We start from the raw sequence: 14,003 nt of genomic DNA, 5'->3' as shown, positions 1-14,003 counted from the left end.
AACATTTGTGTAGGTGTTAGGGCAAATCTGGAGCTGAAGCTCGAGTTACGCCTGAAGCTGGGAGAAGAATGACATGCCGGCACAGGCCTTCACTGCCTGGGGAAACTTGTCCCTTGGCAAATTAATTTGTAATTCGTAATTTTAAATTTTTAATTAAAATTGCTCTTTTGCCTGTCCGGCCGTAAGACGGGCGCCCTTTGTGACTTCCCTGCCTGTCCGGTGGCCAGACGGGCCTGTCCGGTGGCCAGACCTGTCAGGCTGCGCCTTGCCAGACTGGCGGGCCTGTCCGGCTGGTGCTGCCAGACGGGCCTGTCCGGCTGCGCCTGCCAGACGGGTGCTCTCGGTGGTTGCTTAAATCCCTGCGGGAATTTTTGGATTGCGGCCGTGCTGCCTTAAAAATATCTTACCTGCACTGGCAGCTTTTTGCGTTTTCCCGCGTCTATTTTATTGATGTGTCCGTTCCTGCGGACTCTCAGTTTCTCTTTACCACCAGAAAAACGGAATCTGGCTTGTATCCTGCATTAAAAATTGTGAATCTAATGGATAGCGCTTAATTAACGGGAAAGGAACTCAAGGATGCGTATCGGGTTCATCAGCACCTATCCACCGATTGAATGCGGTATTGCTACTTACTCTCAATTCTTGATTGAAGCCCTACGCCAGTTAAAACAAGACATTTATGTGGTGTCGCATCTCGGGGGCAGTGGGCAGCAGGTTTTCCCTGTATTCGATTATGAAGATACCGATCTGGCAGAAAAAGCCTTTTCCACCATGATGCGCTTTTCGCCGGATGTGGTGCACATCCAACACGAATTCGGACTGTTTGGCAAACATTACGGCGTGCAGGTTGTGCCGCTAATTGCGCTGTTTAAAATGAATCAAATTCCGGTGGTGGCCACGCTGCACACCGTTTATCGGGAAATGGTTCATGAACAGCGTGTCATTCTGCAAAACATCGTGCAAAATGCCAATCGCGTCATTGTTCATGAAGGTTATCAAAAGGACATCCTGCTGAAGACCGTGCCCGGTGCAGATCCCAAGGCGATTCATGTTATTGAACACGGCGCACGCGAGGTAGAACCGATAAAAGATGCCAAACAAAAGATCGGTCTGCCGCCGAACAAAAAGGTGATCTTAATGATCGGCTATTTTCGGCCCAGTAAAAACTTTGAATTTATTGTGGACTTATTTCCCGAAATTGCCAGACGCGTTCCGGACGCCATTCTGGTTATTGCCGGCAAGGTTCGTGGCCATGAATATCGCGATTATCGCACCATGTTGTTCCAGCGCATCGAAAATTCGCCTGTGAAAGACCGTATTTATGTGATTCGCGGACAATTGGAACAGGAGGTGTTTGACACGATTCTTTCGGCTGCGGATGTGGTTGTCTTGCCTTACAAAATAAATTCGCAAAGTGGTATTCTGGCCCATAGCCTGGCCTTTGGGAAACCATTAGTGGTTAGTAATAGCGGATCGATGCAGCATATTATGCAACGCGCCCAATGCGGACTGGTTAGCCATTCGGCGCAGGATTACATTGAAAATATTACCAGTCTTTTAACGAACCAGAAACTGGCCGGAAAATTATCGCGGAATGCGCTTAGGTACGTTAAAGAGCAAATATCCTGGAACAAAGTGGCTGAAAAACACCTGCAAATCTACCAGGAATTGTCCAAAGATCCACTACTGGAATCCCGTTCAATTTGGGTGGAATAAACGGAGAGGAGCGTTCCATGCGAAGCGATCTGCTAAAACCATTTAAACGCTTTGCCAACAACCCCATCATTGCCCGGGACGATATCCCCTATTCTTGCAATACGGTCTTTAATGCAGCTGCTGTCAAATTCAAAGGAGAATATTTGCTTCTGCTACGTGTAGAAGATTTACGTGGATACAGTCACCTGACCCAGGCACGTTCCAAAGACGGTTACCATTTTAAAGTCGATACTCAACCCTGGATCGTTCCCTCCAAAGATCCGGCTTTTGAAGTGTACGAACGCTATGGCGTAGAAGATCCGCGCATTACAGAGTTGGATGGAAAATATTTCATTACTTACACGGCTTTTGGTCCGCATGGTCCGCGTGTGGGCATTGGCTTTACGGAGGATTTTGAGCACTTTGAACGACTGGCTTTAATTACCGAAGTGGACAATAAAGATGCTGTGCTCTTTCCGGAAAAGATCAATGGGCATTATGTAATGATTGATCGTCCTGGGGGATTTGGAGGAGCGCGGGGCGATATCTGGATTCAGTTTTCTCCGGATCTGATCCATTGGGGAGGCGCCAGAGTTCTGCTGGCTCCGAAGCCGGGCTGGGGCTCAGCAAAATTGGGCATTTCCACACCTCCGATCAAAACAGAAGAAGGTTGGCTTTTGCTTTATCATGGGGTGCGAAACACCGGCGCAGGTAAACTCTATCGTGTCGGCGCGCTATTACTGGATTTGCAACAACCTGAACAGGTCATTGGCCATACGCCCCATTTTATTTTTGGTCCGGAAGAGATTTACGAACGCACCGGCGATGTTCCCAATGTGGTTTTTCCCTGCGGCGCTATTGCAGAACCCGATGGTACGTTAAAAATGTATTATGGCGCTGCAGATACCTACATCGCCGTAGCCGAGGCCAGCATCCAGGACATCATTCAGGCCTGTAAACTGGATAAGAGCGAGGTCAGACCCAGGAAAAAACAGAGCAGAAGGTAAGTGCTACTGAGTTTTGGATTACTTCCTTTAAAAGATCTAAGGCAGCAGAGTCGCAACCATAAAATTTCATTAAAAAATGACAGGCCGGTGCTCCGGAACTATTTAACTCTTACACTCATATACTCTTAACTTTACACCTCCAACAGCAGCAGAAGTTATTTCACGAATTAGCCCTCACCCTCTCTCCGAGACGTTTATTCTGGGAGAAGGGGATTGAGGAGGCGAGGCCATTAATTTAAAACATTCATTGCCTGTCTGGTGCCAGAAGAGCGCCCTTTGTGCTTCTCCGTGCTCACTGTGGTTGCTCAAAACCCTGCGGAAATGTTTTTGTTTGCGGCTTTGTTACCTTAGATGTTTTCAACAAACCCGGCAATGAGATAGAGAAACGCAGCCGCGGCTCCGGCCAATAAAGCGTAGGGTAGTTGTGTTTTTACATGATCGATATGGTCACTGGCTGAGGCCATTGAAGAAATTATGGTGGTATCGGAGATGGGCGAGCAGTGATCTCCAAACACACCGCCGCCTAAAACCGCACCCACGGCCAGTGGAATATTCACCTGCATGTTCTGAGCCATGGGAATCGCAATGGCCAGCATAATGGCAAACGTTCCCCAGGATGTGCCAGTAGAAAAGGCGATAAAGCAGGAGACCAGAAAGATAATAACCGGGACAAAATGGGGACTCAACCACTGTTTGGCAATTTCGGCCACGTAAATTCCAGTGCCCAGTTCTCTACACAGTTTACCTATGGCAAAAGCCAGCATCATAAGCAGGGCCAGGGGAATTAAGCCTCCAATCCCCTTAAACAGCAAATCCATCAGCTCCTGGAGTTTAAATATCTTTTGACTGCGATAAAGAATAGCGGCTACCAGCAATGCCGTTAACACAGCCCACAGCACGGCCTTTGAACCGGAGCCCTGACCGATAGCTTCAAAAAACAATTGCCTCCAGGACATACTGCCCGGATGCTCCAGCTGACTCCAGCCGGAATAAAAGAGTCCGATCGGCATCATGAAAACCATGGTAGCAATGGGGATTAACATATTCCTGGCTTTGGGTGTAATTCCTTCTTTTTTTTCCATACTAACGATTTCGCTGGACATCATGGGCACGGCGTTATCGGCAATGACCTTGCCTTCTTCGCGTGCTCTGCGTTCGGCTTTTTTCATGGGACCAATATCTTTTTGTGTCACAATCACAATGAGAACGGCAGCCATGGCCAAAAAGGGATAAAAATTAAGAGGATAAGCATGGAGCATGATCTTGAATGGATTCGAAAGGCCTTGCGCTAACAATAAACCCATGATGTACGCCCCCCAGGCATTGAGTGGGATTAAGATGCAGGTGGGCGCTGAGATAGAATCGGCAATGTAAGCCAGCTTTTCACGGGGTATTTTCAGCCGATCAAAAATTGGTCTGTAAATGGAACCAACCGTCAAAACATTAATGCTGGATTCCACAAAAATAATAACCCCGGTAGCCCAGGCCATCAATTGCACAGTGCGTCGACTGTTACTGCTTTTTTTGTTTTCTAAAAAATGCAGGAAACGGTTGATGTAATGAATAAAACCATCAACGCCTCCGGAACGTTGAATGTAGGTGATCAGCGCGCCAACCAGGGCGCTGAACATGATGGTGCGCGTGTTGCCAGGCTCTTTAAATACATCAATCAACGCGTCAAAACTGGCCAGCGTGCCGTGAAAAACATTACCCTGATTGATAACCACCCAGCCAATCCAGATTCCAAAAAAGAGGGAAAGAAAGACCTGCCTAGTTTTAATGGCCAGAACGATGGCCAGTAACGGGGGCAACACAGACCAGAAACCAAAATGCTCCATGGAAAGATTTCTCCTTTAAGCCAGTGAATGCCTTGCGGCAAAATGCCCGTTCTCCCTTTTCATCCTTTGCAAAGATGAAACAGGATTAAAAGGTTTACGGTAAGTACGATTTCCTTTTGATGTAAAATTAGAGGGGCGAGTTATTTAATGCAAACAAAAATATAGAGTTCTGCAAAATTACTTTATTTGTCATTCTGAGCGAAGCGAAGAATCTCATAAGTTAATTAAAAACAAGGGATTCTTCGTCGTCCCGATTCACGGGACTCCTCAGAATGACAGCCACAGGTTAATTTTGCAGAACTCTACAAACAAAAATAAAGAACGGAGTTAAAAGATTTCCGGCAGGAAGCGCCGCCAACTGTTTCGATTCGATTCCGGAATTTGAACAGGCATTTTCTTTAAGACGGCGCAGCCGCAACTAAAAAATTCACAGGTGCAGACTTTAACGGTAAAAAGCCAACCGCAAAGGACGCAAAGAATTCGCAAAGTACGCCAGATTTTTTTAAGGACGTATTCTAACTACGCATTACTTAATTTTCATTTGCACTGCCGGCGAGCTTGTTGAACGCCTGGCGGCTGCGGCAGGGCTACTTTAGATATTCGGTAAAAGACTTTTTGAACTTCTTCAACTTGGGCGCAATGACTAACTGACAGTACGTTTGCGACGGATTGTTGTTGAAATAATTCTGATGATATTTTTCTGCCGGATAAAATTGGCTCAATGGCTCAATTTCAGTGACAATGGGATCTTTGTAGATGCCGGATTGTATCAGTTTGTTTCTGGATTTCAGCGCCTGCTGTTTCTGCTCTTCGTTGTGGTAAAAGATAACCGAACGGTACTGAGTGCCCACATCATGGCCCTGGCGATTGAGCTGGGTTGGATCGTGGATTTGCCAGAAAATATTCAAAATGTCAGCGTAACTGATGATTTGAGGATCGAATGTTATTTGAACTACTTCGGCATGACCTGTGGTGTCTGTGCAGACCTGTTCATAAGTGGGATTGGCAACGTGCCCGCCTGCGTAACCGCTCACCACCTTTTCCACGCCTTTAACGCGCTGATAGATCGCTTCTAAACACCAAAAACAGCCTCCGCCCAGGGTCGCCTTCTCCAGATGATGATCCATTTTTTGCACCTTTCCACTTACGTTTATTGAAACTACAGCCATTAGCAGGATGGCCAGATATTTTCCTTTTAATCGTCGCATGATTACTCCTGTACCTATTTCATTGTTTGCGTTTTGCAAAAACTCCCTGTTCCTGACGTAACGAGAAATCGTTTAAAGATTTCTTCTACCCATGAATATGTAATCAAAATGACACGGATGTCTGGTTTGCAAAACCGCTTCTTGAGTAGTAAAACGGAAAAGGATTAAAAATAATTTCATTAAAATAAGTTTTGCATATCCATTATTAAAATGATAATTTAGCCCAAACTATGGCAGGCGACGTCTCACGATACGTGCCTACTAAGTTCCATTGAAAAAAGGCAGGCATAAAAAAGGTGAAGTGGGAAACAATAATGTAATGGAAGAAACAAGCAAAAAACAGACATTCTGGTTGAGCCTGACCGCATTAGGCTTCATTTTGTTATTTCTTTACTTTTATGTGCTCAGTTTTTCTGCAAAGCCCAAAGCGGGCCCGGTCAAATTGTACTATGTGGATAACATCTCTCAAACACATCGGGCCTTGATTGATACCTTCAACAGCAGGTATCGGGGAAAAATAGAAGTGATCCCGGTGGACCTGCCATTCAGTAAATTTTCGACCAATGAGCGGAAAGAGATTTTAGCCCGCTCATTGCGCAGCAAAAGCGAACGCATCGATGTGTTTGCTGTGGATGTCATCTGGACGCCGCGTTTTGCCAAATGGAGTTACGCACTGGATGGCTACTTTACTCAGCAGGAAATCGAGAAATTTCTGGAGCCTTCTGTAAAAACCTGTCTCTACCAGGGCCATTTAATGGCTGCTCCTCTCTACCTGGATATTGGATTGCTTTACTTTCGGGACGATTTGTTACAGGCGTTGCCGGATTATCAAAGCATCAGGCAAAAATTGAAGAAACGACTATCCTGGAAATCCTTTTTGGAATTAGGACAACGTCTGAAGGGGGAAGGGAGACCGGTTTTTCTGTTTTCGGCCAATAACTTCGAAGGGCTGATGTGTGTGTTTTATGAATTGCTCACGCCAGAGGAAATCCGTAATACCTTTTTACAGAATCCCATCCAGCTGCACAGGCCGGAAATCAGAGAAGCCCTACATCTACTTCACGACCTGATCTATCGTTACAAACTGACGCCTCCCATTGTTACTGGTTTTGATGAAGTCGGCTGCTACAATTTTTTATTGAATAATGATGGGTATTTTTTAAGGGGCTGGCCCGGATTTGATTTAACGGTTCAAACTCTAAATGAAGAACAGGGCAAGCAGGCCCGTGTACAATTTGCAGAAATTCCCTATTTCAGAACGCAAAAAACCAGGGCGGTTTACGGAGGTTGGAATTTAATGGTGGCTAAAAACTCAAAACACAAAGAAGAAGCCATAACGTTTATCAAGTATTTGCAGCAAGAGCAGAATCAAAAATTCTTATTTACTTCTGGTCGCTATCTACCCGCGCTAAAGAGCGTGTATCACGATTCTGTGCTGGTTGCCCGCTTTCCACAATTAAAAAAACTTTACCGTCTATTGTTGAATGGCCAGCATCGCCCCATGCGCCCGGACTACACGCGTATTTCAGATATTCTCTCATTTTATTTTCACAAGGCCTTGAAAAACGAAATAAGCGTGGAACAGGCCTTAATTATGGCCGAACGAGAAATCAATTCTCAGCGTACCCTTTTAAACTGAGTTGCATCATGAGGCGTACCCTTTTCGATCATCTGAAACAGTATCATTTTGAATGGAAGCACCTGGCCATCTTATTTATGGTGCTCATTTTCTTTCAGTTGATTGTCTCGTACATCAACAAAATTTCCCTGCATCGGTTGATCGATCAAACAGAAAACTGGTATAAGCTGGATTCTGCCGAGAAAATAGCCAATCTAACCTCCACTTCGCTTGAGCTTATCATGGAAACAAATCCGACCAAAAAAGCCTACAGCGTTGAACAAAGCAGGGAACTGATCCAGGCATTCAACATCATCTTTTCACAGCAAATTCTACAGCAAAATATTGTAGAAATTTGTTTACTGGGGCAGCTCAATGGTAACTATTACGCCATTGACAATGGGCAGGCTTTGTTTAATCTTTTTTATCTTGATCAGGCCTTAGAGCCCAATTCTGAAAATCGCCATGACCAGGCCATAGCGCTCTATAAACAGATAGAAAAGCAAATCAGGCAAAATGAACAGATCATCAGTTTCGAAAAAAATCAGGTTTATCAGGTTTTTGTCCCATTAGTGCCGCGCGGCGAATATTTTGGCGCTTTATTCATGCGCCTCAAACCAGACTTTGCTTTTATTACCAGCCAGATTACCACCAACTACGATGAAATTGCGCTTATTTTTTCCGCCCTTATTTTGTTTGGACTGCTGGCCATGTTTTACATTTCGGCTTACACCGTACGCGAACGCGACGAAACGCAACAATTACTGTTTAAAGAACGCGAGCGTTACATCAAAGAGCATATTGCTCATCAAAAGGAAGCCCTGTTTACCAAGCGCATTTACCACACGCATCACAAAGCCGAAAAGATAATGGGTTTTATTAAGGAAGACCTCCAGAATTTAGACCACTCCAATTTTGAAAAAATTCGCTTTCGGATTACTAAATACGCCAATTTCATTAGTCGCGTGATTTACGACATGAAGTGGTATGATCCGCCATTGCAAACAATTCGCAACCCCATGTTCCGCACCGACTTGAACGCCGTCCTTCGATTTCTTGTGCGTTCCATTTTTCAGAGGACCTCGCAACAGACCGAGCAAATTCGCTTTAATCTAAAATTGCACGATCAGTTGCCACCGGTGCAGATCAATGAATTCGTTGTCTGGGAGATTGTCGAACCATTGTTGCAAAATGCGGTGGATCATAGTAAGGTTAATCCGGTTCAAATTGAGATCGAAACCGTTTTCAACGAACAGGATCGGGTGGGACTGATTAAAATTTCCGATAATGGGCAGGGTATTCTGCCGGAATTGTTGGTGCCCGATGAACAGGGCACTCAGCGCCTGTTTTTAGAAAATATTTCGACCAAAGAGGAAGGAAGGAAAACCGGTTATGGTTGTTACCTGGCCTATTTCATTGCCCAGCGTTGCGGCTGGCGTGTTGCTGCAGAGAATCTTCATAATGGCGGCGCCTGTTTTACCATCACCATTCCTTATGGTGCCAGGCTACAGAACCAGTCAACGGATAAGGTGAGAGGAGAGAACAATGCACTTTGATCAGAAAATCAACATCCTGCTTATAGAAGACGAAACCTATGACGTCCAACGTGTGAAAAAAACCGTTGCACCACTGGCAGACCAGATACGCATCAAACAGGTTGTGGCCGACGGCCAGTCGGCCCTGGAAGTTTTGAAAGCGGCTCCCAATCAGTACGATGTGATTATTATGGATTATCAATTGTTCGGAGGGCTGACAGGCGAAAATCTGATTCGCAAGATTAAAAAGATCGATCCAACGCTGCAGATTATTGTAATTACCAAAATGACGGTTAACATTACGGATTTTGAGTTTGCCAACCGTTTAATCGAAGCCGGCGCCATGTGGTATTGCACCAAGTATCCAGGCGATATCGAGGAATTCATCTATCAGCCAACCGATTTTATTTTGAGCATTTTGAACGCCTTTGAAAAAAGACGACTGCTGAAAAAGGAGCAATCGTCCAAACGCAAACTGGAGCAAAATATTTCGGAGATCCTACGGGAAAAGGTATTGATCGGCCAATCGCAGGCTATGCAGGAACTACGCCAGAAAATTGAAAGGGTAGCTCAGCAGGATACGACTGTACTGATTCTGGGAGAATCTGGAACCGGCAAGGAGTTGGTGGCCACCCACCTCCATTACTTGAGCAACCGTCGTTTTGAAAAATTTATGACCATCAATTGCGGCAGCCTGCCTCAGGAACTTATTGAGAGTGAATTGTTCGGCTTTGAAAAGGGCTCGTTTACCGGAGCTATGAATCAGAAAAAAGGCCTGTTTGAAGTAGCCAATATGGGTACTGTGTTCCTGGATGAAATCGGAGAATTACCTTTGTCAGCCCAGGTAAAATTATTGCGCGTTTTGCAGGATGGCGAAATTGACAAGATCGGCCGCACGGAAAAATTGAAGGTCAATGTGCGCGTGGTTGCAGCCACCAATAAAGACCTGATTGAGGCGGTGGCGCAGAAAAAATTCAGAGAAGACCTTTTTTATCGTTTGAATGTAATCAATATTTTTATTCCACCTTTGCGTGAAAGAAGAGAGGACATTCCACTGTTAATTGATCACTATCTTGAACTCTTCTCGCGCAATTTAGGGATGGAGCGACCGCGCATCACTACTTCGGCCATGGACTATTTGCAAGCCTTTGAATGGCCGGGTAATGTACGCCAGTTGCAGAACGTAATTCAACGCCTGCTGTACAGCGTTAACGGTGTGGTTGATGTTCACGATGTTAAAAATTCTCTGGGCCAGGCGCCGCAGTCCGTACAATCGGCTAACGATGAAAATAGTTTTACCTGGGATGCCAGCCACATTGAACCCTGGCGGGAAGCAGAAAAGCAATTCAAGAAAAAATATTTTGAATTTGTGCGCAAACGGAGTCGTAGCGATGCCGAAGCGGCCCGTATTTTAGGTCTGGCCCCACCCAATTACCACCGGATGTGTAAGGAATTAGGCCTGAAGTAACGACATTGCAATATGACAAGCGTGAAAGCGCCATAGCGCGCTTGGTTTAGTCCGCACACTGGTGCTTAAGTTCATTACTTTTTTTTAAAAAAGTGCTTTTTGCATTTTTTCTTTAATGATTTTTTCCTTAAATTAGCTATATCTTTTTGTCTCTGAATAAAAACCATAACAGGGGAGTGAACAAATGAGTGGCAAAATTATTACATTGACCAGGCACATCATCGAGGAACAACGCCGATATCCAACGGCAACCGGTAAGTTTACCGATCTAATGAATGATATCGCCTTTGCTGCAAAATTGATTTCTTACCATGTGAATAAAGCCGGGTTAATGGATATTTTAGGAGAAACCGGCTACGTAAATGTTCAGGGCGAAGTCGTGAAAAAATTGGACGAGTTTGCCAACGAAACCCTCATCAAAGCGCTGGATCACAACGGACATACCTGCGTAATGGCTTCCGAAGAATCGGAAGACATCATCCCCATTCCGGAGGAGTATCCGCTGGGTAAATATGTGGTGGTATTTGATCCACTCGACGGCTCTTCAAACATCGATGCCAATGTGAGCGTGGGAACCATTTTTTCTGTTTATCATCGCCTTACGCCCGAAGGTCGGCCAGGGCGCCTGGTAGATTGCCTGCAACCGGGTCTTAAACAGATTTGTGCTGGTTATGTAATTTATGGTTCCAGCACAATGCTGGTGTACACCACCGGTAATGGAGTGTATGGTTTTACATTGGATCCCAGCTATGGAGAATTTGTGCTTTCTCATCCCAATATTAAAATCCCTAAAAAGGGCAAAATTTACAGCTTGAATGAGAGTTATTATGGCTTCTGGGACGAACCGGTTAAACAATATGTGCAATACATCAAACAGGTTGATGGCGATACCAATCGTCCGATGAATTCCCGTTACATCGGCTCGCTGGTCAGTGATTTTCATCGCAACCTGCTTTACGGAGGAATCTTTCTGTATCCTCCTTCCAAGAAAGCGCCCAAAGGCAAACTACGCTTGTTGTACGAAGCCAATCCATTGGCTTTTATTGTGGAACAGGCCGGTGGTAAGGCCATCGATGGTAAACAACGCATTCTGGAAATTCAACCACAGGAACTGCATCAACGGACGCCGCTGTACATCGGTTCTGCGGATGATGTAGATCTGTTGTCTAAATTTTTGTCGGGTAAGATGAAGACCGACTAAGCGTAAATTAGAGGCACACAGAGGGGAAAACGGACAGCTCATTTAAATTATTTTTAGCGTAGTTCATTAAAGTGCGTTTGGCTTTGTTGAATCAATCGTAGTGAGGTGAACATGTTCATTGTTGGACCTGTCAGACAGGCTTTGTTGATTTCGAGCTTTGTTCTTATTATGATGTTGCTAATTGAATATATCAATGTGCAGACACCTGGTCAATGGCAGGCTACTTTTTTAGCCAATCGTTTTAAACAATATCTGTTAAGCGCTTTCTTAGGTATTGTTCCTGGATGTCTCGGCGCATTTACGGTTGTTTCAATCTATTCACACCGCTTGATCAGCTTCGATGCACTGGTATCGACCATGATCGCTACCAGTGGGGATGAAGCCTATGTCATGTTTTCTCTGTTTCCCGGAAAAGCACTCATTTTAAATTTGATCCTTTTTATGATAGGCATTGGTTTCGGGTATCTGGTAAATGTCTTTTACAAAGATCAAGATAATACTTTTGGCCGGAGAAGAGCATGAATTCGAACTACACCAGCGACAGGTGTGCCATTGTTTTCAGAAAAAGCAGATTTTACCTCAATTAAAAAAACATGAGTTTTACAAGAGCTTTGTTATTGGGAATTTTTCTTATATTTTTGTTTGCCCTGTTTACTCAATCCCTTGGCCCGCAAACATGGAATTGGGTCAAAATTACTTTGTTGCTGAGCACTGCTTTTGCTTTATTTGTGGTCGCTACAGTTCCGGATCATTTTCTGTAAATGCATCTGTGGGAACACGTTTTGAAACGCCATTTTCTAAAAATTTTTTTGTGGACATTTGGTGCGCTGTTCGTGATTCACTTTCTTGAAAACTATCTGGATTTACAACAATGGATCTAAGCCAATATGATTACGGTTTTGATCCTTGCCGTACAGGTAGGGATCATTCCGGAATCCGGCCCACACATGATCTTTGTGACGCTCTTTGCCAGCGGTTCGATCCCCTTTAGCATTTTAATGGCCAGCTCCATTGTACAGGATGGGCACGGGACATTGCCTTTGTTAGCTGTTTCTAAAAAAGCATTTGTGACATTAAAGGCTGTAAATGTTTTGGTTGGAGTGGTTATAGGACTATTGGGGTTGTTGGCCGGCTTTTAGTAATTAGAATTTTTCCTTCAACCCCATCCCATAGGTATGATTGAAACAGGTCTGATCAACCCCGAACGTAGAGCGAGTCTCTGACACGCTTTAATTTAATATTTCCGGTGAAAGAGTGCTCTCCTGTGAGGGTATTTATTTTCAGAACGAAAGGAAATTTCCTGGTAGATATCGGATTTTTGCAAGCGGTTACCTTAAAGCGAGTCTGGAGAGTCGCACTACAGAGTACGGCAGGGTGGATTAGTCCCATACGTGAGCCTGAAGCCCACACCTACCTTTAAATTTTGGTTCTTCCGATAAGCCGGGAATCGCGAATTGACATAAAGAGTTCTCTCTAAAAAGGTATTCTCTTTCTGTTCCTGTAAGAATCGCCCTTAAAGAAGGATTGTATTTATTGGGATTATGAGTTTTTTTATTTCGTTTGAAAGGATCAATTACTCTTTTTAGAATGAACATGGCAAAAATATTTGTATGTGCAAGCAAATTTTAGTATACTTCATCAACTATGAAAAAAAAGGAATCAAAATTTTGTACCTGTCTCTACTATTCAGCCAATGCCCTGGCACGAATCATAACCAGGATCGCTGAAGAGGAGTTTAGTATTACGCAACTGGCCCCTTCTTATGTGTTTTTGCTGATGACGGTGAATGCCCGACCGGGAATACAGCCCAAAGAAATCAGCGAAAAAATGATGCTTAGTCCTTCCACGGTGACACGGTTGATCGAGAAAATGGAGATGAAAGGCTATCTGGAACGCAAATCGGTTGGGAAGTTAACAGAAGTTTTCCCTACGGAAAAGAGTCAGGAACTAAATGAGAAGATTCATGAAGCCTGGATGAATTTGTACCGGCGCTATGTGAGTATTTTAGGAGAAGAAGAGAGCAAAAAATTAACGGAAGATATTTACCGCGCTGCAATCAAAATACAAAATGAAGGGACTCGATAATTGAGAAGATTAGAATACCTCCTTCAAAAGATCTAATCCCGCCACGGCGGGATGCGAAAATTCTTGTGCTGCATTCTTAATAAGCTTTCCCAAAAGTTAAAGTAGATGCACATTTAAAAATCAAAATTTACATTGTAAAGATTATAACTCCCCCTTCCCTTTTTTAAAGGGGACAGGGCCGGGGGGATGGGTTTTAAAACAAAAGCTCGCCATAAATGCTTCGCCCGTACAAAGTCGCGGACTGAAGCACGATTGACATTGCTCTTTCGAATGTTCTGCCAATGTAAGGGATTCTCAGAATGACATGCCGGCACGGTTCCTCACCGCCTGGGCATAAGTTGCCCCTTC

11 protein-coding genes are annotated in these 14,003 nt (G+C 44.4%); 9 read left to right on the top strand and 2 right to left on the bottom strand.

The window, feature by feature from the left end:
* Nucleotides 1-576: 576 nt before the first annotated feature.
* Both ACWB0I_RS17410 and ACWB0I_RS17405 read left to right on the top strand, forming a co-directional pair.
* Nucleotides 577-1,716 carry a glycosyltransferase gene (locus tag ACWB0I_RS17410; RefSeq protein WP_479389362.1) on the top strand — a complete coding sequence of 380 codons (1,140 nt, stop codon included), beginning with the start codon at nt 577-579 and terminating at the stop codon, nt 1,714-1,716.
* A gap of 17 nt (nt 1,717-1,733) precedes the next feature.
* Nucleotides 1,734-2,702, top strand: coding sequence for a glycoside hydrolase family 130 protein (locus ACWB0I_RS17405; RefSeq protein WP_479389361.1), 969 nt, complete (start codon nt 1,734-1,736; stop codon nt 2,700-2,702).
* 347 nt (nt 2,703-3,049) lie between these two features.
* On the opposite strand, the gene ACWB0I_RS17400 is transcribed toward ACWB0I_RS17405, so the two are convergent.
* Together ACWB0I_RS17400 and msrA are read right to left on the bottom strand one after the other, a co-directional pair.
* Entirely contained in the window at nt 3,050-4,540 is a 1,491-nt protein-coding gene (locus ACWB0I_RS17400; protein WP_479389360.1) for a Na+/H+ antiporter NhaC family protein, read from the bottom strand.
* 587 nt (nt 4,541-5,127) lie between these two features.
* Nucleotides 5,128-5,709: a peptide-methionine (S)-S-oxide reductase MsrA gene (msrA, locus tag ACWB0I_RS17395; RefSeq protein ID WP_479389363.1), complete on the bottom strand. Its 582-nt coding sequence runs from the start codon at nt 5,707-5,709 to the stop codon at nt 5,128-5,130.
* A 358-nt stretch (nt 5,710-6,067) separates the two neighbouring features.
* On the opposite strand from msrA, the gene ACWB0I_RS17390 reads away from it, so the two are divergent.
* From ACWB0I_RS17390 to ACWB0I_RS17360, 7 genes are all read left to right on the top strand, one after another.
* Nucleotides 6,068-7,387 (top strand): extracellular solute-binding protein, encoded by a 1,320-nt coding sequence (locus tag ACWB0I_RS17390; protein WP_479389359.1) that lies wholly within the window; start codon nt 6,068-6,070, stop codon nt 7,385-7,387.
* Nucleotides 7,388-7,395: 8 nt separating this feature from the next.
* Nucleotides 7,396-8,922, top strand: a complete 1,527-nt coding sequence (locus ACWB0I_RS17385) for an ATP-binding protein (RefSeq protein ID WP_479389358.1) — start codon at nt 7,396-7,398, stop codon at nt 8,920-8,922.
* Nucleotides 8,912-10,369 (top strand): sigma-54-dependent transcriptional regulator, encoded by a 1,458-nt coding sequence (locus ACWB0I_RS17380; protein WP_479389357.1) that lies wholly within the window; start codon nt 8,912-8,914, stop codon nt 10,367-10,369. Before ACWB0I_RS17385 ends, ACWB0I_RS17380 begins: the two co-directional genes overlap by 11 nt.
* A 184-nt stretch (nt 10,370-10,553) precedes the next feature.
* Nucleotides 10,554-11,570: a class 1 fructose-bisphosphatase gene (gene fbp, locus ACWB0I_RS17375; RefSeq protein ID WP_479389356.1), complete on the top strand. Its 1,017-nt coding sequence runs from the start codon at nt 10,554-10,556 to the stop codon at nt 11,568-11,570.
* Between the two features lie 111 nt (nt 11,571-11,681).
* On the top strand, nt 11,682-12,092 hold the full coding sequence (locus ACWB0I_RS17370; protein WP_479389355.1) for a putative manganese transporter: 411 nt from the start codon (nt 11,682-11,684) through the stop codon (nt 12,090-12,092).
* 365 nt (nt 12,093-12,457) lie between these two features.
* Entirely contained in the window at nt 12,458-12,709 is a 252-nt protein-coding gene (locus ACWB0I_RS17365) for a putative manganese transporter (protein ID WP_479389354.1), read from the top strand.
* Nucleotides 12,710-13,214: 505 nt separating this feature from the next.
* Nucleotides 13,215-13,655, top strand: a complete 441-nt coding sequence (locus ACWB0I_RS17360; protein ID WP_479389353.1) for a MarR family winged helix-turn-helix transcriptional regulator — start codon at nt 13,215-13,217, stop codon at nt 13,653-13,655.
* Nucleotides 13,656-14,003 lie beyond the last annotated feature (348 nt).

Source organism: Caldithrix sp., assembly GCF_056497305.1.
The sequence above is the reverse complement of the archived record's forward strand: the minus strand, read 5'-3'. Positions and strand labels throughout refer to the sequence as shown.